At 67.8% G+C, this 22,980-nt stretch carries 21 protein-coding genes; 8 read left to right on the plus strand and 13 right to left on the minus strand.

What is annotated here, in order from left to right:
* Positions 1 to 11: 11 nt before the first annotated feature.
* From AC1U2B_RS16015 to AC1U2B_RS16045, 7 genes are all read right to left on the minus strand, one after another.
* Complete coding sequence (locus AC1U2B_RS16015) at positions 12 to 326, minus strand: heavy-metal-associated domain-containing protein (protein ID WP_480217520.1); 315 nt, start codon at positions 324 to 326, stop codon at positions 12 to 14.
* Between the two features lie 73 nt (positions 327 to 399).
* Complete coding sequence (locus AC1U2B_RS16020) at positions 400 to 4,554, minus strand: AMP-binding protein (protein ID WP_480217521.1); 4,155 nt, start codon at positions 4,552 to 4,554, stop codon at positions 400 to 402.
* Positions 4,541 to 4,786, minus strand: coding sequence for an acyl carrier protein (locus AC1U2B_RS16025; protein WP_480217522.1), 246 nt, complete (start codon positions 4,784 to 4,786; stop codon positions 4,541 to 4,543). Before AC1U2B_RS16025 ends, AC1U2B_RS16020 begins: the two co-directional genes overlap by 14 nt.
* The gene (fadD10, locus tag AC1U2B_RS16030; RefSeq protein ID WP_480217755.1) at positions 4,779 to 6,272 is read right to left on the minus strand and encodes a fatty acid--CoA ligase FadD10; all 1,494 of its coding nucleotides are present in this window, start codon (positions 6,270 to 6,272) and stop codon (positions 4,779 to 4,781) included. Before fadD10 ends, AC1U2B_RS16025 begins: the two co-directional genes overlap by 8 nt.
* Before the next feature lie 26 nt (positions 6,273 to 6,298).
* Positions 6,299 to 6,850, minus strand: a complete 552-nt coding sequence (locus AC1U2B_RS16035; RefSeq protein ID WP_480217523.1) for an FcoT family thioesterase — start codon at positions 6,848 to 6,850, stop codon at positions 6,299 to 6,301.
* Complete coding sequence (scoE, locus tag AC1U2B_RS16040) at positions 6,847 to 7,716, minus strand: (3R)-3-[(carboxymethyl)amino]fatty acid oxygenase/decarboxylase (protein WP_480217524.1); 870 nt, start codon at positions 7,714 to 7,716, stop codon at positions 6,847 to 6,849. Before scoE ends, AC1U2B_RS16035 begins: the two co-directional genes overlap by 4 nt.
* Before the next feature lie 149 nt (positions 7,717 to 7,865).
* Positions 7,866 to 9,323 (minus strand): PPE family protein, encoded by a 1,458-nt coding sequence (locus AC1U2B_RS16045; protein ID WP_480217525.1) that lies wholly within the window; start codon positions 9,321 to 9,323, stop codon positions 7,866 to 7,868.
* A gap of 152 nt (positions 9,324 to 9,475) precedes the next feature.
* On the opposite strand from AC1U2B_RS16045, the gene AC1U2B_RS16050 reads away from it, so the two are divergent.
* The gene (locus tag AC1U2B_RS16050) at positions 9,476 to 10,285 is read left to right on the plus strand and encodes a class I SAM-dependent methyltransferase (protein ID WP_480217526.1); all 810 of its coding nucleotides are present in this window, start codon (positions 9,476 to 9,478) and stop codon (positions 10,283 to 10,285) included.
* A gap of 7 nt (positions 10,286 to 10,292) precedes the next feature.
* Here the strand turns inward: AC1U2B_RS16050 and AC1U2B_RS16055 are convergent, their stop codons facing one another.
* From AC1U2B_RS16055 to AC1U2B_RS16065, 3 genes are read right to left on the minus strand one after another with little or no spacing between them, the layout of a single operon-like run.
* Positions 10,293 to 11,267 carry an o-succinylbenzoate synthase gene (locus tag AC1U2B_RS16055; protein ID WP_480217527.1) on the minus strand — a complete coding sequence of 325 codons (975 nt, stop codon included), beginning with the start codon at positions 11,265 to 11,267 and terminating at the stop codon, positions 10,293 to 10,295.
* Positions 11,264 to 12,838 carry a long-chain-fatty-acid--CoA ligase gene (locus AC1U2B_RS16060; RefSeq protein WP_480217528.1) on the minus strand — a complete coding sequence of 525 codons (1,575 nt, stop codon included), beginning with the start codon at positions 12,836 to 12,838 and terminating at the stop codon, positions 11,264 to 11,266. The genes AC1U2B_RS16055 and AC1U2B_RS16060 overlap by 4 nt, the downstream gene beginning before the upstream one ends.
* A 30-nt stretch (positions 12,839 to 12,868) precedes the next feature.
* Positions 12,869 to 14,479 carry an amidohydrolase gene (locus AC1U2B_RS16065; RefSeq protein WP_480217529.1) on the minus strand — a complete coding sequence of 537 codons (1,611 nt, stop codon included), beginning with the start codon at positions 14,477 to 14,479 and terminating at the stop codon, positions 12,869 to 12,871.
* A 96-nt stretch (positions 14,480 to 14,575) separates the two neighbouring features.
* Between AC1U2B_RS16065 and fadD8 the strand changes: the two genes are divergently transcribed.
* Entirely contained in the window at positions 14,576 to 16,177 is a 1,602-nt protein-coding gene (fadD8, locus tag AC1U2B_RS16070; protein ID WP_480217530.1) for a fatty-acid--CoA ligase FadD8, read from the plus strand.
* A gap of 63 nt (positions 16,178 to 16,240) precedes the next feature.
* Here fadD8 and AC1U2B_RS16075 read toward each other — a convergent pair whose 3' ends face one another.
* Positions 16,241 to 16,912, minus strand: coding sequence for a FadR/GntR family transcriptional regulator (locus AC1U2B_RS16075; RefSeq protein WP_480217531.1), 672 nt, complete (start codon positions 16,910 to 16,912; stop codon positions 16,241 to 16,243).
* 47 nt (positions 16,913 to 16,959) lie between these two features.
* Between AC1U2B_RS16075 and AC1U2B_RS16080 the strand changes: the two genes are divergently transcribed.
* Positions 16,960 to 18,228 (plus strand): CynX/NimT family MFS transporter, encoded by a 1,269-nt coding sequence (locus tag AC1U2B_RS16080; protein WP_480217532.1) that lies wholly within the window; start codon positions 16,960 to 16,962, stop codon positions 18,226 to 18,228.
* Here the strand turns inward: AC1U2B_RS16080 and AC1U2B_RS16085 are convergent, their stop codons facing one another.
* The gene (locus AC1U2B_RS16085) at positions 18,229 to 18,966 is read right to left on the minus strand and encodes a hypothetical protein (protein ID WP_480217533.1); all 738 of its coding nucleotides are present in this window, start codon (positions 18,964 to 18,966) and stop codon (positions 18,229 to 18,231) included.
* A gap of 71 nt (positions 18,967 to 19,037) precedes the next feature.
* Between AC1U2B_RS16085 and AC1U2B_RS16090 the strand changes: the two genes are divergently transcribed.
* The gene (locus tag AC1U2B_RS16090; RefSeq protein ID WP_480217534.1) at positions 19,038 to 19,490 is read left to right on the plus strand and encodes a nitroreductase family deazaflavin-dependent oxidoreductase; all 453 of its coding nucleotides are present in this window, start codon (positions 19,038 to 19,040) and stop codon (positions 19,488 to 19,490) included.
* Positions 19,491 to 19,540: 50 nt separating this feature from the next.
* Here the strand turns inward: AC1U2B_RS16090 and AC1U2B_RS16095 are convergent, their stop codons facing one another.
* On the minus strand, positions 19,541 to 19,735 hold the full coding sequence (locus AC1U2B_RS16095) for a hypothetical protein (protein ID WP_480217535.1): 195 nt from the start codon (positions 19,733 to 19,735) through the stop codon (positions 19,541 to 19,543).
* A gap of 99 nt (positions 19,736 to 19,834) precedes the next feature.
* On the opposite strand from AC1U2B_RS16095, the gene AC1U2B_RS16100 reads away from it, so the two are divergent.
* The 4 genes from AC1U2B_RS16100 to AC1U2B_RS16115 all read left to right on the plus strand — a co-directional run bounded on the left by AC1U2B_RS16100 (position 19,835) and on the right by AC1U2B_RS16115 (position 22,976).
* Positions 19,835 to 20,752 (plus strand): 1,4-dihydroxy-2-naphthoyl-CoA synthase, encoded by a 918-nt coding sequence (locus AC1U2B_RS16100; protein ID WP_260937083.1) that lies wholly within the window; start codon positions 19,835 to 19,837, stop codon positions 20,750 to 20,752.
* Between the two features lie 131 nt (positions 20,753 to 20,883).
* Entirely contained in the window at positions 20,884 to 21,345 is a 462-nt protein-coding gene (locus AC1U2B_RS16105) for a DUF4383 domain-containing protein (RefSeq protein WP_480217536.1), read from the plus strand.
* A 19-nt stretch (positions 21,346 to 21,364) separates the two neighbouring features.
* Entirely contained in the window at positions 21,365 to 22,012 is a 648-nt protein-coding gene (gene bluB, locus AC1U2B_RS16110; protein WP_480217537.1) for a 5,6-dimethylbenzimidazole synthase, read from the plus strand.
* Between the two features lie 91 nt (positions 22,013 to 22,103).
* Complete coding sequence (locus AC1U2B_RS16115; RefSeq protein ID WP_480217538.1) at positions 22,104 to 22,976, plus strand: SDR family oxidoreductase; 873 nt, start codon at positions 22,104 to 22,106, stop codon at positions 22,974 to 22,976.
* Positions 22,977 to 22,980: the final 4 nt, after the last annotated feature.

The following is a 22,980-nucleotide window of genomic DNA, read 5'->3' on the forward strand; positions in this document are numbered from 1 at the left end:
GGACAAACCGGTCAGTGGGACGAGTTCCGGCCGAGGATGCCGCCGACGAGCCGCTGCAGCGGTCCTGGAGTCGAGCTGTCCGGGGCGGCGGCGCGCGCTGCGGCGCCGTAGCCCGCTCCCACTACAACGTCACACAGCTCGGCCGCGGTGATGTCACCGTCGGTCTCGATGGTGGCGGTCTTGGTGGCGAAGCTGACCGACGCGCGCACGCCGTCGACCTTGTTGAGCGCCTTCTGCACCCGCCGGGAACACATGCCACACGACATTCCGGTGATGTCGAGATAGATGGCGCCGGTGGCCGGCGCCTCGTGCCGAGGTTCGGTCACATCCGTCAACGTCGATTCCTCACAATCTGGCGCGCGTGGCGCCCTTTCCTGATCAGTCGCCGGGCGGCGCCCATCAGTTCCTGACAATCTGGGTGCGGTCGGGTGCCAAGACACCGCGCAGCGGCTGCGGCGTGCTGGTGCATTCCGCGATGGATGCGAAATCGACGTCGACAGTGGGATATTCGGCCAGATAGTCGGCATACGTCCGGCCGTGCAACCTGCTGCCCAGCCCGATCCACGCATCGATCACCGCCCACCGCGACGGATTTCTGGCCGCCCACGCGCTGCGGTCCAGCCGGTCTTTCCACTGCGCGATATCGATGGCGTCGAACCCGAAGCCGCTGAGAAACTCTGTGTAGGGCACCTTTTCACCGCGCAGTACCGTCAGGCCGCGTCCCAGGTCGGCGGCCGGCGACAGCTCGGGTATGAGCCCGAGAATGCTGTGCGCGGCGGCCACGCCGCTGGTGACCTCTTCGGTCAAGGGCACCACCGGGCACGCACCCAACGCGGTGCAGGCATCGAGAATCGCGACCAGGATGTCGGAGGATCGCTCGAGTTGGTGAACGTCGCCGAGCACCCTGGGCAGCCGCACGACCGTGAAGTCCAGTTCGCCCGGAGTGCGTGCAATGATCAACTCCGCCAACGACTTCGAGGCGGCGTAGGGGTACGGTGCGCAGCGGGGGTCGGTCACGCGGGCCGCCGTCACGTCGGCGTTGACGACGAAGGTCGACAGCTGGACCAACCTGGTGCCGCGCCGCGCACACGCTTCGGCGATCGACGCCACCGCGGACACGTTGGCCGCTCGAAGCCGGTGATAGGGCACCAACACGTTGGTGTTGCCGATGCAGTTCACCACGGTGCCCGCGCCGACGTCGTCCAGTAGGGCGCCGAGTTCGGCGGCGCCGAAGCCGTCTGGATGGTGCACGATGTCGACGCCGCCCACTGATCGCAGGGTGGACCACGGGTCATGTTCCGGCAGTGGCGATCTCGCGACGAATACCACGTCAGGGCAATGTTGCCCGGACTGTTTGCGGTCGAGAACCGCCCGGGCGAATCCGGTGCCCAGAATGCCCGACGCCCCGAGGACCACGAGAGTCGGTACGCCGCCACTGAGCGGGCGCCGACGGGCGGGGGCCGAACCGTGGCCCGGCTGCTGCGTCGCGGACAGATCGTGGGCGATCTCGGCCGCCGTCTCGGCGTCCATCCAGGCATCGATATCAGGCCGGGAGCCAACCACATTGGCAGCGGTGTCAGCGCTGATCAGATCGAGAATGGACAGCTGCCAATCCAGGAATCGCCGGGTGTCGGGCAGGATGCGAATCAGGTCCAGCGAACCGATACCCGCGTCCAACAGCGACCCGTCCGGCCGAATAGCGCGCCCCAGCTTCCGGCTCCACAGCTCGGCCAGGGCGGTGGCCCGCGGATCCCGATCGGCGTCGTCACGCGCAATCTCAATTGCCGCAGTCAGTTTCGCGCGGTCCACTTTCCCATTAGGCTGCCGCGGGATGGCCGGGACACCGACCACCTGGAACGCCGGTACCCCGAGCGCTCTCGCGATGCTCTGGATCCGCGCAGCGGCTACCGGATCGTCGTGTCCGGCACGGGTCATTGGGGTCTGGAACCAGATGCCCAAACCGTTTCCGGCGAGTTCCACCGCAACGTCGGAAACCCCGGGGTCGGCTGACAACCGGCGCACCAACTCGGCGATGTCGAAACGCTTGCCGGCGATCTTGACCACCGCGTCGCGACGCCCGGCCAGCACCGGGTAGCCGGCGCTGTCTGTGGTCACCCGGTCGCCGGTCGCGAATGCCCGGTACCGGGAGCCGTCGGGAGCCTGCACCGCGCCGAAACTCGTGCCGTCCTGGCCGAGATAGCCGGCCGATACCAACTCCCCCACCACGACGACCTCACCGAAACCGACGAACACCGAGCCAGGCACCAGCGGGTGCCCGAGCCTGGCCCGGGTCTGGGCCGGTTCATCGGCAGCGATCGGCAATTGGGTGACGACCACAGTGGTCTCGGTCGGACCATACGTCGAGATCAGGGAGATGCCCTCGCTCCCAACGGCATCCAGCCACTTGTCGACCGCGGTGGACCGGACGGCCTCACCGCCGACGATCACCTGACGCAGTGCTGATCCACTCAGCGCCACCAGCGTCTCGTCGTCCTCACACAGCAGGTGCCAGACCGCGGTGGGCAGATCGAGAATGGTCGCTATGTGCACCGCGACGTCGCGGGCCAGCGCCGGCAGATCACCGGCACGCATCGCGGCGGACCGCACCACGCGCGCCCCACAGGCCAGGGCGCCGAACACTTCTTCCACGCTGATGTCCGACGTGAGCGGCGCGCACTGCAGGACGGTGTCCGCCGGCCCCCAGCCGTAGGCCTCCCGCACCGCGGCACAGAAGACGGCCAGCGCACCATGCGTCACCGGAACGAGTTTGGGTTGCCCCGTCGAGCCGGACGTCGGCATCACATAAGCGAGCTTCGAAGCCAGCCGGTTGTCTTGCGCGACATGGCCGATGCGGTCCTCGACGAGTTGTCTTGTCGTGCTGTCCAACTCGAGACATTGTGCGCCGACGTCGACGGCGTGTGCGCGGGCATCGCAATGCTCGGCAATGGCGTCGACCCGCAAGGCCACGTCGTCGGGCGTCGCACAGGCGCTGTAGCCGCAACCCGCCAGATGGCACGCGACCAGGAACTCCACCGCGCGCTGGGACTCGTCGTCGACGAAGACCAGTACGTCGCCGGGATCGGCACCGGCGCGCACGATCTCGGCGATCCACCGGTCGACGCCGGGACCCCGGCACTGCCCCAGATCCACGTCCAGGAACCAGGCGCGGGCGGTGACTGGCGGCAGCACGGGCACCCCGGTACCGGCATCGAGCCGGCCATCGTCCCTGAGCCCGAACCACTGCCCGACGGTCAACGCGAGCGGCTCGTCCCAGTGCGCGTCCATCGATCGCAGTGCCGCGACGATGCGGTCAGCGATGTTCGACTCGTCGGCGCGTTCAGGTTGATCGAGCCGCGTCCAGATGGCGACGTCGATGGTGCGCTGGGCTTCATCGTGGACGCAGGCCACGGTCATCCCCTCGACCGGACCGATGTCGGTGACCACCGGAGGTTCGGCCAGGTATGGGTACAGTTCCGCCGCGCACCGGCCGCGCAGGAAATTGACCGTCAGCGCTTCGACGTGCGCGCTGTGGGTGATCGCCAGTTGCATTCGGCGATAACGCTCTTCACGAAACCATCGGCGCCGCACCGCCTTGACGTAGCCGCGGTCGATCGCGGTCACCACGTCCCGGACCGAGGCGAACGGCGGGAACCGCACGGGCTGGACGACCGAGTTCACCAGGCAGGTGGCGACGTTCAGCTCCGGGGCACCGAAGCGGTTGTCCACCGGATGCACCAACAAGCCCTCGGCGCTCTGACGCAGGCCCGCATGCACCGCCACCGCGGCCGCGGACACCAGGACGTTCAGCGGAACCTGCCTGGTTTCGGCGACCGCGACGATCTCGTCGTAGGCCCTCCCGGTAACCCGGCGCGATTCGCGCAAGACGCCCCGGCCGGCGGTGCCGAGTGCCGCGCCGGCCGCGCCCGGTGTGGGATTGCCGCGCGGCGCCTGTTCGGTCAGCTCACGATGTACCGCGGCGCCATGGCGTTCGGTTGCCTGCGTGACGTGCGCGCTCTCGCTGCGGTGCGCCGCGGCGACCGAGTCCAAAGCCATTGCAGGACTGGGCTGCTGCCCGGGAGCACCCAGATGTCGGGCCAGGTCGGCTTCGATGATTGCCGTCGCCGCGCCGTCGAGCAGGATGTGGTGGGTGTGCACGTCCATGCCCACCACCTCACCGCTGACATCGGTGTGCACGACGTAGCGCACGAGCGGCGTCTCGAGTACGCCGTCTGCCCACAGCTCCGCGGTCGCGTCGCCGACGGGCTCTGCCGGTGCCCGCACGTGGACGATGTCCGGAAACCGCAGCCGGGCAACAAATTCGGGGTAGCCGTCGCCGGCCGGGGGCGGCATCAGGACGCACAGCTGGATGGGGTTGTCCCGCACGGTTGCTTCCAGCGCGGACAGGAATGCCGCCGACTGCATCGGCCGGAATCGGTAACTCTTGCCGATCAGGTACAGCGCCGGATCGGGGTCCTGCAGCACCCCGTGGTAGATGTTCTGTTGGGAGATGCTCAGCGGAAACCGTTCGATCCGACCATCGTCAGGCGCCGTCACGGGCACCCTCCAACTCCCAGGCCCAACCTTCGATCGTCAGATCCTGTGCGAGGCGCTTCAGCAGGTCCGATTCCCGATCCACCCCAAGACGTTTCATCAGGAGGACGAATCGGACCGAGTCCAGCCCGAGTTCTCGCAGATCGGTGGCGTCGCCGTCGAACAGATCAGATTCGTCGACGTACAGCACGTCGGATACGGCGGCCAGCACCCGTTCGCGGACGTCGTCAGCCATGGACCGCCGCTGCCAGCGCCGCCCGAATCACCTTGCCGGACTGCGTCCTCGGAATATCGGTGACCAGCGTGATGGTCGACGGTCTGGCCATCGACTCCGACTCGGCCCGATAGCGCGCCGCGATCGCTTGCTTGAGCTTGCGGACCTCGCCGTCATCGAGGTCACCGGCGGGGATCACGGCCAGCCCGATCAGGGCACCGAATTCGGCATCGGGTATCTCGAAGCACGCCGCCGCGTCGACGCCGGGGACGCTCTCGGCGATCCGGTCCACCTCGTCAGGTGCGACGTTGACGCCGCCGGAGATGATCATCTCCGATGACCGGCCCTTGATGTAGAAGTACCCGTCGGCACCACGGTCGAAGATGTCGCCCGTGTTGACCCAGCCGTCGACCAGCACGTCACCGGTGCGTTCGGGATTGTTCCAGTACCCCAACATGTTTGCCGGGGATTTGATCCACAGGGTGCCCGACTCACCGCCGCCGGCCAGACGCACCTCGACCCCGGGATACGGCCGCCCGACCGCGCCCGCCTCGATCCGGGCGATCGACCCCGGTGCCGTCGGCAGACACAAGGCCGTACAACCTGTTTCGCTCAGACCGAAGACCTGCGCCGTGTGAATGCCTGCCGCCTCGACGAATTCCACGTCTGCCGCGATGGCACGCGACCCGCCGTAGCCGATCATCCGCAGCGGCGGCAGCGCCGCGCCGCTCTTCACCTCGGCCACCAGGCGCGTCAACAGAGTCGGCACCAAACAGGTCGAGGCGATCCGGTTGGTCTGGAGAATCTCTGCCAGCGACGCCGAATTCTCACCGCCGGTGACACATTCGCTGCCATGCAACAGGCAGTTGAGGATCCACCACAGTCCGCCGATGTGACTGGCCGGCAACGGCGAGTACGTGGCTTCGCCCGCCACCCAGCTGATCCAGGTCAGATTTTCGCGCGCCAGGATGTCGGCGACGGCGAAGAAGGTTCGGTTGGGCAGCAGCACGGCTTTCGGCTCACCGGTGGTCCCGCTGGTGAAGATCATCGCCAACGGATCATCAGCAGTGAGTTCCGGTTGGGCGACGGCGGGCAGGGTCCCGGTGTACTCGGCAATGCCATCGGTGAATTCGACGGCGATCACCGGGACGGAGCGCAGCGTGCTCGGCAGCGCCGTGGGCGCTGTTCCCGGGGTCAGGAATACCGCACTGGGACTGGTGATCTCACCGAAACGAGCGACCGTCGCGCTCGGGACACCACGATCCACCAGCACGGCGATCGCGCCGAGTCGGGCACACGCCAACACCGCGACATAGGTCTCGGGACCGTTGTCGGACATCACCAGTACCCGGCATCCGCGAGAAACCCCGCGCGCGTGCAACTCGGCTGCCAGGCCAGTCACCAAGGCGGCGAGTTGCCCGTATTCGACGGCGCTGGTGCCGTCGCAGCGCCGCAACGCGATTGCCCGCGGCTGCTGGCGCGCTTGCGCGAAGAGCCGGCCCAGCACAGTGGGCGGTTGCGCGATCATCGTGCTCACGGGATGTTGAGGATCGCGAGTTCGAATTCGCCGAAGGCGGATCCGCCGTCGGCATCGTAAAACTCGATGGCGCACGGGACTTTCAAGTACCGCCAGGACCGCTCGACGACCTCGATGCCCTCGCACGTCAGCCGGGCGGAGAACTTGCCCGCATCGATCTGTCGCTTGTAGCGCGACGCGGTGGACCGGATCAGCATGCTGGACAACTGATTCTCGAAGTAGTCGTCGATGGACCAGCCCCGAAACCCGTCGATCTCGCCGCGACGAACCGCCGGCGCGAACGCGGAGTACGCCAGCTGGTTGAAGCACAGCACCAGTTCGACGGCGTTGAAATGTCCGGTGCTGCGGATGTACACCGACTCCGGAATGCTGAAATTCCCGGTCGCGTACATCGAATCGCCGGTGGCGCGGTACGTCGCGTCCGTGAGATACCGGCAACCCTTGTACGCATACGGCTCCAGCACCCTGGCCAGGAGTTCTTCCGGAATCTGCTCAGTGCCAGCCGATTCCGCAGCACCCATGGGCGAGGTCAGTTCCGTGGTGCTCATGCCGCGTGCCCCGGCGTCGCCAGACCGTCGAGCATGGTCAACCGGTACGTCGTCAGCGTCCCCGTCGCGGTGCCGTGCTTTGCCCGGTGGATCAACGCCCTGTTGTCCCACAAGATGATGTCGCCGACCTCATAGTGCTGCGCATGGATGAACGGAGATGCGAAGTCCGCGTCGAGTTGGCCGGTGGCAGCGAGGAGTTCGTGCAGTACCGACTGGTCGAGCACCTCGCCTTCGCCGTCTTCGATCTTGCTGGTGCCGGTGGAGCAGATGTAGAGGATTTCCTGGCCGGTGTGCGGGTGCCGGATCACCGTCGGCCACTTGATCGGTGGCGTCGTGCGGTTGATCTCGTCCCATACCTCGCCGATCGGCTTGTAGACGTCTCCGGGGCGAATCTTGATGTGGCGCCGCGGATCGTGCGTGCTGAAGGTCCCCCGCACCGGCTCCTGCTGTGCCGGCGACAAGGATTCCCACACCTTGTTGAGGTCGATGAAGTACGTACCGCGGTCGGCTCCCGGCACCGTCAGCGGCATCACCATGGAGAACGCGAACGGCTCCGGCATGAACATGTAGTCGATGTGCCAGAACGCACCCGTGCGCGGCACGCCTTGCCCCTCCTCCGTGGACGAGACGAAGATCTCCGGATGCTCGCTGTGGTGGTAGACGGGCTCGTAGTACGTGACGATCTCACCGAGAATCCGGCCGAGCTCGAGGAACTGCACCGGCGTCAGGTGCAGTCCCTTCAGGACGACAAGCTTGTTCTCGTAGACGATTTCGCGGAGTTCGTCGGTCGAGATGTTGCTCAGATTGTTCGGGTCGATTCCAACGACCTGCGCTCCGAGCCCTCGCCCCTGCACATTGAGTGTCACCGACGTACCTCCACCAAGTTTGCTGCACTGCGCTGACATGGCATTGAAATCCGTTGCCCCACAACGCAGAAGATCATTGTCGTTTCTGCCTTCGATTGATGTAGTCGCCGGGACACGCAGAAAAGTTCCGCGCCCCTGGACAATTCGTGCTATCGCAGTTCACGCCGGTCCTCCGCGTCGGAGCTCCAGGTGGCCGGCAGCAGCGGCGCCGACGGGCTCCCGCTCACCGACATCCGCTCCACCATTCCGGTCGGTGCGGTGCTCGCCGGGCTCACCACGCCGGTGAGCCCGATCGGACCGGCACCGTGCGCGGCGGCGGCGATGACGGGCGAGCCAGGCGAATTGTCGCCGGTACCAGTCATATCGGCTTTCATGTCGGGTAGTTCGTCGCGATAGCCGCGGGCTCCGCGCCGGCGTCGGTTCACCCGCCTGACCCGGTCGCGGGCGACAGCTGCCGCACGAGCGGCCGCCGCAGCACTGAAGCTGTCAGTGGTGGTGTCGGGCGATTCGCTGCCGGATTCCGGCCCCGGCCCCACCCCGGGCCGGGGCAACGCGGGTACCGCATAGACCACGTTGGGCGTCGGCGCGGCACCACCGGCGTGGGCCGTGGTCGGCGCCGGCGCGGAAGGCCCGGTGGCCTGCGGCAATCCAACCTGGATGCCGGGGACGGGCGGGATGGCTTGGGCACGCGCCGGGGCGGCCGCAGGCTGGACGGCAGAGCGTTCGGCAGGCGCCGGCACGGGTTCCGCGGCCGACGGCAGCGGCGATTTCACCAGGGCCAGCGCAGCGAGAGCGCTGAGCGCCGGAGCGAAGAACGGGGCCAGCAGCAGCGAATAGGACGCGTAGTACGGGTACCAGAGCATGTCGTAGAGCGTCAGCGCCACCAGGGCCAGTACCGCGGAGGTGGCGGGGTTGAAGCCCAGCTGCTCGAAGAAGCGCGTGAAGTTCTCCAGCAGCTGGTCGACCTGGCCTGCGCTACCGAGCTGCGACAGGAATTGCCAAAGGTCGTTCAGCGGTTGGCTCGGTGCGGTGGGCGGGTTCGACAGTGGATTCCCGCCTTCCCCACCGGGTGCGACGATGCGCGGCGCCGGCTGCGCGGGCGGTACCGCCGCCGTGGCCACCTCGGCCACCGCTTGGTAGACGATCATGGTGTCGGCCGCCTGCATCCACATGCGCGCGTAGTCGGCCTCGTTGAGCGCGATGGGAATTGTGTTGAGACCGAAGAAGTTCGTCGCCACCAGTGCGGCATTCGTCACATGGTTGGCCGCCAACTCCACCAGCGTCGGCATGGTCGCGACAGCGGTGCCATAGGCGGCAGCCACCGTCTCATGCTGCGCCGCTGTGGCGGCCATCGCCACGGCAGACTCCTCCAACCAGGCCAGGTACGGCACATGCGCGGCGACGTACTGGACAGCGCTGAGCCCCTCCCAACTACTCGCGTGCACGTCGGCCAAGATGGCCGACAACTCGGCGGCCTCCTGGCTGTATTGCAGGCTCAGCTGTTGCCATTGCTCGGCGGCAGCCAGCAACGAACCCGGCCCCGGGCCGGCTGTCAGTAACGCCGAGTGCACTTCCGGCGGTAGCGCCAGCCAAATCGGTGCAGTCACTGATAGCTAGTCGGGCGCCGCACCGACAAAGTTCCCGATTCTCTGGTTCTACCGAAATCTCCTATGCCGCAGCCGGTATCGCGGCGCTTCTGGAAATGTGGTTCTCGGGGCCGCTGCTGCCGACGCGATATCGCCGGACGTACGGTGGGGCCATGTCAGTCATCGACGCCCGCCATCTCGACGGCGTATCCGAAACCGCACTGCTCACCTTGCACCAACGAGCCACCGAGGCCTGCCGCCCCGACGGCATCATCGATGACCCGATGGCGATCACCCTGCGCGACGGCCTCGACTACGACTACCAGCATTTCGGCCGCACGCATCAGGCCACCGCGCTGCGGGCGCTGGTGTTCGACGACATCACGCGCGACTACATGGCGAGCCACCCGCGCGCGACCGTCGTCGCCTTGGCGGAGGGACTGCAGACCAGTTTCTGGCGCGTCGACAACGGTGAAATTACCTGGCTGTCAGTGGATTTGGAGCCGATCATCCGGCTCCGACAGCAATTGCTCCCGACGTCTGACCGGCTCGCGCAGTGCGCTCAGTCCGCGCTGGACCACTCCTGGATGGACGCCGTCGACGCCGCCGACGGCGTGCTGATCACCGCCGAAGGCTTGTTCCAGTATCTGACCGCGGACGTCGTGTTCCACCTGATCGCGGCATGTGCCGAACGTTTCCCCAAGGGCCGGTTGGTCTTTGACAGCGTGCCCCGATTCATGAGCCGGCATTCGCAGCGGCGGGGCTTCCGGCTCAGCGAGCACTACACGTCGCCCCCGATGCCCTTCTGGTTCACCGCCGACCAGTACTCGAGGTTGCGATCCATCCCCGGTGTCCGTGCGGTGCGCGAACTGCGCTATCCGGCCGGGCGGGGCAAGATCGTGCCGTGGGTCACCCGGCAGTCCTACCGGTTGCCGGGGTTGGCCCGCTTCCGGGCACCGGTGACGCTCGTCGAATTCGGTTAGGCCGGGCCTAGCCGAGCAGCGGGTAGCACTCCCGGACCCGCGCGATCCACCAGTCCCGGCGCGCGGGTGCGGCCGCCAAACCCGCCAGCCTGGCCGGGTCAGGCACCACCGAGCCGACAGACAGGAAGCCGTCGACCGGCGGCGCCACCGCGGCCACGTCTTCGACGAACAGTCCGCCGGTGCCCAGCCCACAGGCGTGTTGCAGTGTCGGCAGGCAGCCGGCGGCCAGCAGCCCCCGCGTCATGCCGACCGCGGAATCCAACGCACTCGACACCACGATCGGGATGTCGATCTCCGCCGCCACCGCCAACAGTCGCGTCACGCCGCCCAGCGGCGCAACCTTGACCACCGCGATGTCCGCCGCTCGCTCACGCACGACGCGCAGCGGGTCCGAGGCCTTGCGGATGGACTCGTCGGCCGCCACCGGCACGTCGACCAGACGCCGCAACTCGGCCAGTTCCGGCACCGTCGCGCACGGTTGTTCCAGGTACTCGAGCGGCCCCGAGGCGGTCAGTGCGTGCGCCGCCGCCACCGCTTGCGCAACGGTCCAACCACCGTTGGCGTCCACGCGCACGACCGGCACCAGGGCGCGGACGGCTTCGACGCGCGCCACGTCGTCGGCCAACGTCTGGCCCGGTTCGGCCACCTTCACCTTGGCGGTGCGGGCACCCGGGAAGCGGGCCAGCACCTCGGGCACCCGCGCCGCCTCGACCGCCGGCACGGTGGCGTTGATCGGGATGCGGTCGCGCACCGGTGCCGGCGACGGTTCGTACGCTGCCTCGATGCCGGACGCGAGCCAGTGCGCCGCCTCGACCGGGCCGTACTCGGCGAACGCGCCGAATTCACCCCAGCCGCGCGGCCCGTCGATCAGCGCGACTTCACGAACGTCGATGCCGCGGAACCGGACCCGCATCGGCAGCGAGACGACGTGCAGACGCTCGAGCAGTTCGTCCAGAGCAGGCACCCCTCCATCGTGCCTCACACGGTGGCGCGGTCCCGACCCTCCCAGTACGGCTTGCGGAGTTCCTTCTTCAGGATCTTGCCGGTGGGGTTGCGGGGCATGTCGTCGACGAAGTCGATGGTCTTCGGGCACTTGTAGGCGGCAAGACGTTCGCGAGCGAAGGCAATGAGATCCGAGTCCGACACACCTTCTCCCGAGCCCTCAAGCGTCACAACAGCTTTCACGGACTCGCCCCACTTCTCGTCCGGCACACCGATGATCGCGACCTCGGACACCGCGGGATGTTCGGCGAGCACTCGCTCCACCTCGATGGAGTAGATGTTCTCGCCGCCGGAGATGATCATGTCCTTGAGCCGGTCCTCGACGAAGATGTAGCCGTCGGCATCGACGCGGCCGATGTCACCGGTGCGGAACCAGCCCTCGGCGGTGATGGCCTCCGCGGTGGCGTCCGGCCGGTTCAGGTATTCCTTCATCAATGTCGGTGTGCGGAACCACAATTCGCCCTGTGCACCCGGCTCCACGTCCTCGAGGGTGTCGGGGTTGACGACCCGGACCTCGGCCTCGGGCACCAGCACACCGGCGCTGACCAACCGCTCCTCGTTGTCGGCGCGGTGGTCCTCGGGCATCAGCCGGCTGACCACGCCACAGACCTCGGTCAATCCGTAGGCCTGGATGAACTCGGTTTCCGGCCAGGCCGCCAGCGCCTGACGCAGCAGCGGCAGCGGCATCGGCGAAGCCCCATAGGCGTAGGTCTTCAAGGCGCTGAACAACTTCACCGCGTCCGGGCCGGTCTCGAGCACCTTTGCCAGCACGGCCGGCACCAGGAACGTCCGGTTCGAGCCGGCCAGAATGCCGCCCGCCAGTGACGCCCCGTCGGCGTCTCGCGTCATGTAACTCGGCGCCCCGTTGTGCAGCCCGTATTGCATGTACGACGAGCCGCCGACATGGAACAGCGGCATCGCCACCAGGTTCTTGTCGTCGGAGGTCATCTGCCAGCCGGAGAAGGCGTTGATGGTGTGCGCGATCATGGCCGCCTGGGTGAGGGCGACGCCCTTGGGGCGGCCCGTGGTGCCCGAGGAGTACATGATGATGCAGACGTCGGTCGGCTCCACGTCCGACGAGCGGCCCACCGGTGACGCGCCGGCCAACAGCGCCTCGTACTCGTCGCCGTCGCCGCCCTCGGGCGTCACGCTGACGATGTGCTCGACATGCGTCAGCTTGCCGGCGATGTTGTCGACAGCTGCCCGAAGCTCGGCTCCGACGATGAGAACCTTTGCGCCGCAGTCGTTCAGCACGAAGTCCAGCTCGTCGGCGGCCAGCCGGAAATTGATGATGGCCGTCGCGGCGCCCAGCGACGCCGCCGCCAGTGTCAGCTCGACACAGGCCGGGTGGTTCTTGTCCAGGAACGCCACCACGTCACCGCGCTTGATACCCCAGGCGGACAGCGCACCGGCCAGCCGGCGGACCCGGTCGTTCCACTGCGACCAGGTCCAGGTCCTGCCGAGATAGGTGATCGCTTCTTCGTCTGGCTTGGTCGCTGCCCAGTGGGCAACACGTTCGTCGAGGAATCGGGGTGCCGACAATTCAGTCATGCGCTGAGCCTGCCACGTAGCGCCGTCCGGTCAGTCGGATTTGGCAAACACTTGTTGTCCCGCCAGGTAAGTCGCGAGCACGTCCAGGTCAGCGACGGCTTCCGGCGCTACCGAGCGCGGGTCGGCGGACAGCACCACCAGGTCCGCGTACTTGCCGACTTCCAGTGAACCGATCACATTGTCCGAGAACAGCTGCCAAGCCGCGTCGATGGTCTGGGCCCGGATGGCCTGGTCGACGGTGAGCCGCTCCTGCGGCGCCAGCACACGCCCGCTCGGCGCGATCCGGGTGGCCGCGACGCTGATGTTGCGCAGCGGCTCCTCGGGCGTCACCGGTGGATCGTTGTGCAGCGAAATCCGCATGCCGGTGGCCACCGCCGATCCGGCCGGCATCCACACATCGCCGCGCTCGGGGCCGAACAGCCCGTCGACGATGACGTCGCCCCAGTAGTGGATCTGGTCGACGAACACGCTGCACGTGACGCCGAGATCGTGGGCGCGCTGCAGCTGCACCGGCGTGATGGCGCCGACGTGCTCGAGCCGCAAGCGGTGATCGTCGCGCGGCCAGCGCCGCAGGGCCTCTTCATAGATATCGAGGATGGTGTCGACACCGTGGTCGCCGTGCACGTGGCAGGCCATCTGCCAGCCCAGCGGGAAGAAGGTGTGCACGATCTCGGCGAGCTGCTCGCGGGTGTAGTTGGCATGGCCGCACGAGCCTGGCACCACGCCGATGGTGCGCGTGGCGTCGGTGTCCAGGTACGGGAAGGTCAGGTCGATGTTGCCGACCCACGGCGACCCGTCGACCCAGATTTTGATGCCGGCCTGCCGGACCATGTCGTCACCGTTGTCGGGCGACGCATCGGTGTGCAGGGCCGCGGTGGACATCTCGTAGGTGCGCAGCCGCACGGTGAGCTTGTCGCGCATCTGGTCCAGGACCGGCCGGAACATCGGGTCGAACGCCATCTCCGAACAGGTCGTCAGGCCGGCCTCGTTCAGCCGGGCACATTCGGCGAGCAGCAGCGCCGGGTAGTCGGTGGGTGTCATCACGCCCGTCACCAGTGGGAACACCGCGCCGGTTTCCACCGCGGTGCCGTCGAGTTCGCCGTCGGCGTCGCGCCCGTACTTGGCGCCGTGCGGGTCCGGGGTGTCGCGCGTCAGCCCGGCGGCCCGCGCGGCAGCGGAGTTGAAGTACGCCTTGTGCCCCGAGTTGTGCACGATCACCAGCGGACCGTCGGGCGCCGTCTCATCCAGCCAGGCCCGCGTCAGCTCCGGAAGGCCCTGCTGCAGCAGCGGGTCCCAGCCGTTCAGGTAGGCGCCGTCGGCGCCGCGGGCGGCCACCTCGGCGTGGATCGCCGCCACCACGTCGGCCGCGTCGGGCATCGTGACCGGGCGGATGTCGACCATGCGGCCACCGAGGACCACCGCCTCCATCAGCGGATGCCCGTGCGCCTCGACGAACCCGGGCAGCACGCAACCACCGACCTCGCGCACCTCGGTATCGGCGCCGATCCACGGCTGGATGTCGTCGCGCGATCCGATGGCCACGATCCGGCCGTCGGTGACGGCAAGTGCCTCGGCGGTGGGTCGCTGCGGGTCGACGGTCAGGATGTTTCCGGCGATGACGAGATCGGCAGGGCTGGCCATGAGGTGGATGCTAAGCGGGCGCCAGAGCCCCCGGCACTCGATCTCAGATTTCGCGGGGCTTGACCTACGGACTAGAACACGTTCTAGTCTTAGGTCATGAGTGACGAGCTGCTGCGCCATCCCCTGCATTCCGGGCACTTGACGGTCGGCGCACTGAAGCGCAACAAAGACAAGCCAGTCCTGTTCCTCGGCGACACCACGCTGACCGGCGGCCAGCTCGCCGACCGCATCAGCCAGTACATTCAGGCATTCGAAGCGCTCGGCGCCGGCTCCGGCGCGAGCAGCGGCCTGCTGGCCCTCAACCGGCCCGAGGTGCTGATGATCATCGGCGCCAGCCAGACGCAGGGCTACCGCCGCACGGCACTACACCCTCTCGGCTCGCTGGACGATCACGCCTACGTCCTGAGCGACGCGGGTGTCACGACCCTGATCATCGACCCCACCGAGGCGTTCGTGGAGCGCGCCATCGGCCTGCTGGAGAAGGTGCCGTCGCTCAAGCAGATCCTGACCATCGGCCCGGTGCCCGACGCACTGACCGGGTCGGCCATCGACCTGGCCGCCGAAGCCGCGAAGTACGAGCCGAAGCCGCTCAAGGCCGCCGACCTGGCCCCTGACCACGTCGGCGGGCTGACCTACACCGGCGGCACCACCGGCAAGCCCAAGGGCGTCATCGGCACGACGCAGTCCATCAGCACCATGACCACCATTCAGCTGGCCGAATGGGAGTGGCCCGAGCACCCGCGGTTCCTGATGTGCACGCCGCTGTCGCACGCCGGTGCGGCGTTCTTCGTGCCGACCATCGTCAAGGGCGGCGAGCTGATCGTGCTCAAGAAGTTCGACCCCGCCGAGGTGCTGCGGGTGATCGAGGAGCAGAAGATCACCGCGACCATGCTGGTGCCGTCGATGATCTACGCGCTGATGGACCACCCCGATTCGCACACCCGGGATCTGTCGTCGCTGGAGACCGTCTACTACGGCGCCTCGGCGATGAACCCGGTGCGTCTCGCCGAGGCGATCCGCCGGTTCGGCCCGATCTTCGCGCAGTACTACGGCCAGTCCGAGGCCCCCATGGTCATCACCTACCTGGCCAAGGGTGAGCACGACGAGAAGCGGCTGACCTCGTGCGGCCGCCCGACGCTGTTCGCGCGGACCGCGCTGCTCGGCGACGACGGCCAGCCCGTCAAGCAGGGCGAGGTCGGTGAGATCTGCGTGTCCGGGCCGCTGCTGTCGGGCGGCTACTGGAACCTGCCGGAGGCCACCGCCGACACCTTCAAGAACGGCTGGATGCACACCGGCGACCTGGCCCGCGAGGACGAGGACGGCTTCTGGTTCATCGTCGACCGCACCAAGGACATGATCGTCACCGGCGGCTTCAACGTCTTCCCGCGTGAGGTGGAAGACGTTGTCGCCGAACATCCTTCGATCGCGCAGGTCTGCGTGGTCGGCACGCCCGACGAGAAGTGGGGCGAGGCGGTGACGGCCGTCGTCGTGCTGCGTCCGGACGCCGACCGCTCCGACGCGGCCGTCGCGAAGATGACCGCCGAGATTCAGGCCGCCGTCAAGGAGCGCAAGGGCTCGGTGCAGTCGCCGAAGCAGGTCGTCATCGTCGACGCCGTGCCGGTGACGGCCCTCGGCAAGCCGGACAAGAAGGCCGTCCGGGCGCAGTTCTGGGCCGGCTCAGAGCGCTCTGTCGGCTAGTCCCAACCGAATAGCGCGAAGCCCCGAATTTCCTTGGAAATTGGGGGCTTTCCGCTATTCGCGCTAGGTAGGCAACCCGGCGAGGAGCCGGTCGAAGAGGACGGCGGCGGCTTGGGCCGCGCCCTCGGGATCCCCGGCGACGATGCGATCGAGCAGCCGGTGATGATCCTCGAACTCCGTCTCGACCGGCGTCTCGTTCATGATCGACACACTCGCGGTGATGACCTCGATGAGTCCGAGGTAGAGATCGATCAGCATCGCGTTGCCGGATGCCCGCACGACAGCGCAGTGGAACTCGGTGTCGGCATGGACGAATTCGTCGTGATGCCCGGCACGCTGCTCATCGTCGCGGCCCTCCAGCAGCCGCCGCAGCGTGGTGAGGTCGTCGTCGGTCCGGTTGGTGGCGGCCAGCCGGGCGCCTTCCACTTCCAGCCCGCGGCGCACCTGCAGCACGTCACGCAGTTCGTCGCTGCACAGCCGGCTGAGCGCACCTGACATCTCGCTGGTGGCGCGGACGTAGGTGCCGTCGCCCTGCCGCACCTCGAACAGGCCGGCGTGCGCCAGCGCCCGGACGGCCTCGCGCACGGTGTTACGGCCGACGCCGAGCGCTTCGACGAGGTCGGTCTCGTTCGGAATCCGATGCCCGACGGGCCATTCACCGTCGGCAACCGAAGCCCGGAGCTGTTCGATGACCTGCTCGACCAAGCCGGCACGGCGAGCTGTGTTCAGCGCCACCAAATCATCCTTTCAACCAATCATGGGATGTATGTCATCATAGCAACATGAGTGCTGCCGTGAACGGATCCCAACACACCCGTTACGAGGATGAATTGGCACTCGAACTCGACGGCGCGATCGAGATCAACGATGTCCCGGCGAGCCCGAGCACCCGCGTCGCCAGCGGCGTCCTGCTGGCGCTGGCCATCGTCGTCACCGCGCTGAACCTGCGGCCGTCGGTCACCAGCGTCGCTCCCCTGCTCGGCGAGATGCGCACCGCACTCGGGGTGTCGTCGGTCTGGGCCGGCATCCTGACCACGCTGCCCGTGCTGTGCTTCGCTGCCGCCGGAGCCACCGCGCCGTGGCTGGCCAAACGACTCGGCCTGGGCCGGACCGTCACCGTTGCCCTACTGGTCCTGGCCGTCGGACTGGTGGTGCGCCCGTACGGCGGCGGCGGTCTCATGCTCGGCGCCACCCTGCTCGCGTCGTCCGGCGTCGCGCTGGCGAACGTGCTGATCCCGGTGGTGATCAAGAGTTCGTTCCCCGCTCGTGTCGGCCTGATGACGGGCATCTACACCAGCGCACTGCAGGCCGGCGGCGCCTTGGGTGCCGCGGTCACCCCGGCCGTCGAACACAGCGTCGGCGGCTGGCGTACGTCGCTGGCCATCTGGACGGCCCTCGCACTGGCCGCCCTCCTGCTGTGGGTGCCCGCGGCGCGGCGCCACCGCGCCGACTGGGCCGCCACCGCGGCCCAGGCCACCAAGCGCCGCTCGCTCTTGCGCAACCCGCTCGCGTGGACGGTGACGGTCTACATGGGCAGCCAGTCGTTCCTGGCCTACATCATGATGGGTTGGCTGCCACAGATTTTCATCGACAACGGCATGGACAAGACCAGCGCCGGCATGATGTCGGGGGTCATGTCCTTGATCGGCGTCCCGGTCGCGCTGCTGATCTCACCGCTGGCCGCGCGCAGCACCCACCAGAGCCTGTGGAACGCGGGACTCGGCGTGATGGGCCTGTCCGGCGCCATCGGCCTGCTCGTCGCACCGAGCGCCGCGCCCGTCCTGTGGAGCCTGCTGGTCGGTATCGGCATGAGCGTCTTCTCGCTGGCGCTGACGGTCATCGCGCTGCGCGCCCGCAACGCCGAAGACACCGCCCAGCTCTCCGGCATGGCACAGGGCTTCGGCTACCTGTTCGCCAGCACCGGGCCGTTCCTGTTCGGGCTGCTGCACGACGTCTCCGGCGGCTGGCACGTCCCGTTCGTGCTGTTCTTCAGCGTGTACGCCGTGCAGCTGACGGCCGGCTGGTTCGCCGGGCGCAACCGCTACGTGTAGCTAGTACTGCTGCGGGTAGCCCGGGTAACCGGCAGGAGCGGCAGGTGTCGCCCGACCGCTCTTCCACTGGCACCACTGCTGCGTCGAGTTCAGGGCGGCCAGCACACCGGTGACGAGAGCGAACACGATCGGCACCGCGGCGGACATCACCGACAGCCCGGCCAGGCCCTGCATCGAATCGCTGTAGCTGCCCAGCGCGGAATCCAGCCGCTTGAGGATGGTCAGCGAGGCGAACAGGCCGACCACGTTCGACAGCACCACGACCGTGCAACCGCCCATCACGATCCAGCGGCCCACCGAACGCCCGAGGACCAGCAGCACACCGCCGGTGAGCAGCGCGATGGCCACGATGGTCTGCACGACGGCCATGGCACTGGTCAGGCCCATCAGCTCGGATCGGGTGTCACTCGCGTAGGAGCCGGTCAGCGAGCTCAACGTCGCGACGACGTACCAGCTGGAGAACGCCTGGAAAGCCGTCGACACCGCACCGAGCAGGCTCAGCACCGCGGCGATGATCGCCGTCACGCCCGATGGTCCGGACGGCCCGGCCGGCATGGGCATGCCGTAACCCGCGGGCTGCGGATACTGCGACTGCGGATACTGCGGGTATTGCGGGTACTGAGGCTGGGGGTACTGCGGATAGGGCATGCTCGGCGGCACGCCGGGAGCGCCGTACGGGTCGCCCCCATACGGTTGGCCCGGTCCGAACTGGCCAGGCGGCGGCCACTGATTAGACATCGAAACCCTCCTCCAGCTGGGCGAACATAGCACGCCAGCGCGCTTTCGGCGGCTCGTCTAGCCTCGAGCCCATGGCCCAGGACAGCGACACGAACCTCAAGCCACCATGGTGGCTCAAGCCGATGAACAAAGTGATGATGGCGGTCATGCGGGTGGTCCCGATCAAGGGCCCCGTGGTGCTGACCGTGCCGGGCCGCAAGTCCGGTGAACCGCGGTCGACGCCCATCACCCCATTCGAGGTCGATGGCCTGCGCTACGTGGTGGGCGGATTCCCGAACGCCGACTGGGTGCAGAACGCGCGGGCCGCGGCCACTGCCACCGTCACCCAGGGCCGCCAACGCGAAGAGGTCCGCCTGTTCGAGGTACCCGCCGAGCAGGCCCGTCCACTGTTGCGGCAGTTCCCGATCCTGGTGCCGACGGGCGTCGGGTTCATGAAGAACTCCGGCCTGGTGACCGGCCCCAACCCCGACGAATTCGAGGCGCTGGCCGGCCGCTGCGCGGTGTTCCGGTTCGATCCCGTCTAGCAACTCGGCGAGCGTGGGGGCTTACGAGAAATTCTGGTCTATTTTCCTCGTTAACCCCCACGCTCGGCGGGATCGGCACCCTTCCGGTCCTTGATCATCTTGTTGACGGCCTGGTTCTGCGTCTTCTCGTCGGCTCCGACGAAGTCTTTGCACTTGGTGTCGCCGCCTTGAACGGCAGGCGAGCATCCGACCAGCACCAGTCCGGCAATGACACCTGACACCAACATTCCTGCAGACCGCTTCATCGAGGTTCTCCTATTCGGGCCGGCATCGGCCGCCTATTGTCACCTGTCTAGTACCCCTGGGTGGCGCGGGCGAAACCAGGTCGCCTCTAAGGTCGAGGCGTGAACGCAGACAATCCGTTTGACCCACAGCTCTGGCAGCCGGTGACCGAGCTCGGTGAGCTCACCGACATCACCTACCACCGCCACGTGCTGGACGGTAAGCCGCAGCCGACGGTCCGGATCGCCTTCGACCGGCCCGACGTCCGCAACGCCTTCCGGCCGCACACCGTCGACGAGCTGTACCGCGCGCTCGACCATGCCCGGATGAGCCCCGACGTCGGCGTCATCCTGCTCACCGGCAACGGCCCGTCGTCCAAGGACGGCGGCTGGGCCTTCTGCTCCGGCGGCGACCAGCGCATCCGCGGCCGCAGCGGCTACCAGTACGCCGACGGCGAGACCGCCGAGACCGTCGACCCCGCGCGGGCCGGGCGCCTCCACATCCTCGAGGTGCAGCGGCTGATCCGGTTCATGCCGAAGCCCGTGATCTGCCTGGTCAACGGCTGGGCGGCCGGCGGCGGCCACAGCCTGCACGTGGTCTGCGACCTGACCCTGGCCAGTCGGGAACATGCCCGGTTCAAGCAGACCGACGCCGACGTCGGCAGCTTCGACGGCGGCTACGGCAGCGCGTATCTGGCGCGGCAGGCCGGACAGAAGTTCGCCCGTGAGATCTTCTTCCTGGGCCGCGCCTACGACGCCGAGACCATGCACAAGATGGGCGCGGTGAACGAGGTCGTCGACCACAAGGACCTGGAAACCGTTGCGCTGCAATGGGCTGCCGAGATCAACGGCAAGTCGCCGCAGGCCATCCGGATGCTGAAATACTCCTTCAACCTGATCGACGACGGCCTGGTGGGTCAGCAGATTTTCGCCGGCGAGGCCACGCGGCTGGCGTACATGACCGACGAGGCGGTGGAGGGCCGGGACGCGTTCCTGCAGAAGCGCGACCCGGACTGGAGCGAGTTCCCGCGCTACTTCTGAGCCGCACCTACGGCCTCAGTGGTGCCGTGTCGGTCAGCCGGACGACACGTCGCTGTGCGCTTTCCCATGAGTGAGCTGTGTATCCGCTTGGGCGCGTATCGATGTCGGGCACCTCGCGTCAGACTGGGCAGGTGAACGTCGGGGCGCAGGCGCGGATCGGCCAGTGGGCGCTGGGGGCCGAGGGCTTCGCGATGGGCGTCTTCGGCGGCGCCGGCCTGGCCTGGTCCATGGCCAACCCGCATTTCGGCGCGGCCGGCGCCCCGATCATGTGGTTGCGGGTGACTCCGCTGCACTGCTCGCTGCTGCTGGTGGTCGGCGTGCTGACGGTGTTCGCCTCGTTCGGCCGGAGAGCGGCGACGTTCAGCCGGATCGCCGCCCTCGGGTGGTTCGTCGTGACGGCGGTGTGCGTGGCGGCGACGTCCAATCACAGCCCGGGCCCACTGGGCTTCGACTCCCGCGACACCGTGCTCTACGCCGTTCTCACCGTCTACAACGTGGCGTTGGCGGCGTGGTTCGCGCTCCCCGCCCGTTCCCGCTCGCGCGCTCGGTCGTCCCGCCGGTTCCACCACTCCGACGCCATCGGTTCCCGCTGATCCCTGTTAGCCTCCCGGGGTGAGCGAGCCGAGCTACTCCGACGCCGAACGCGCAGCCGTCTACCGGGTCATGTCCGAACGTCGGGACATACGGCACTTCACGCCCAATTCCCAAGTGCCCGAAGATGTTCTGCGCCGCATCCTGGAGGCCGCGCACATGGCACCGAGCGTTGGCCTGATGCAGCCGTGGCGCTTCCTGCGGATCACCGACCCGGCCATGCGGTCAGCGATCAAGGAGCTCGTCGACGCCGAGCGGATCCAGACCGGCGAGGCCCTCGGGCCGCGCGAGGCGGAGTTCCTGGCGCTCAAGGTCGAGGGCATCCGTGACTGCGCCGAGCTGTTCGTGGTCGCCCTCGGCGACGATCGCGAACGCCACATCTTCGGCCGGCGCACCATGCCGCACATGGATCTGGCGTCGGTGTCCTGCGCCATCCAGAACATGTGGCTGGCCGCCCGCGCGGAAGGCCTTGGGCTCGGCTGGGTTTCACTGTTCGACCCGGCAGAGCTGGCCGTGCTCCTCGGCATGCCCGAGGGCGCCGACCCGATCGCGGTGCTGTGCGTCGGCCCCGTGCCCGAGTTCCCGGACCGCCCCGAACTCGAGATCGTGGGCTGGACGACGGCCCGCCCGCTCGATGACCTGGTGTACACGAACATCTGGCCCGCTTGATCGCCGAGCCCCCTAGGCCAGATTTGGCGCACTCCTCATCGCGGGCTCGTACCTCGCCCGCTTGATCGTCGTCCGCCCTAAGCTCAGGGGCGTGAGTAAGAGTCCGCTGCGCCGGGTCACCGAGGGTCTGCTGCTCGCCGGCATGCGACCACCCCTGATCGAACGCTTGTCGGGCCACGGCGACGTGGACCTGGCCGGGAAACGCATCGTGCTGACGGGGGCGTCGTCGGGCATCGGCGAGGCAGCCGCGGCCAAGCTCGCCCGATTGGGTGCGACGGTCGTCATCGTGGCCCGCCGCGCCGACCTGCTGGACAAGGTGGCCGCCCGAATCACCCACAACGGAGGCGACGCGATCGCGCGGCCGTGCGACCTCTCGGACATGGACGCCATCGACAAGCTGGTCACCGACATCGAAGCCGAACTGGGCGGCGTCGACATCCTGATCAACAACGCCGGCCGGTCGATCCGCCGGCCGCTGGCCGAATCCCTGGACCGCTGGCACGATCTCGAACGCACCATGACCCTGAACTACTACTCGCCGCTGCGGCTGGTCCGCGGCTTCGCCCCCGGCATGCTGGAGCGCGGCGACGGGCACATCATCAACGTGTCCACCTGGGGCGTGATGAACGAGTCGTCGCCGCTGTTCGCGGTGTACAACGCCTCCAAGGCGGCCCTGACCGCCGTCAGCCGCGTCATCGAAACCGAATGGGGCGCAAGCGGAGTGCACTCGACCACGCTGTTCTACCCCCTGGTGAGAACGCCGATGATCGCGCCGACCCGCGCCTACGACGGGCTACCCGGGCTCTCGGCTGACGAAGCCGCCGACTGGATGGTCACCGCGGCCAGGACCCGCCCGGTGCGGATCGCACCCCGGATGGCGGTGACGGCGCACGCGCTCAACAGTTTCGTGCCCGGCGTGGTCGACAAGATGATGAAACGTCAACGCGCACAACCGGTTGAGTGAGCCC

The sequence above is a fragment of the Mycolicibacterium sp. P4_G11 genome (genome assembly GCF_056555145.1).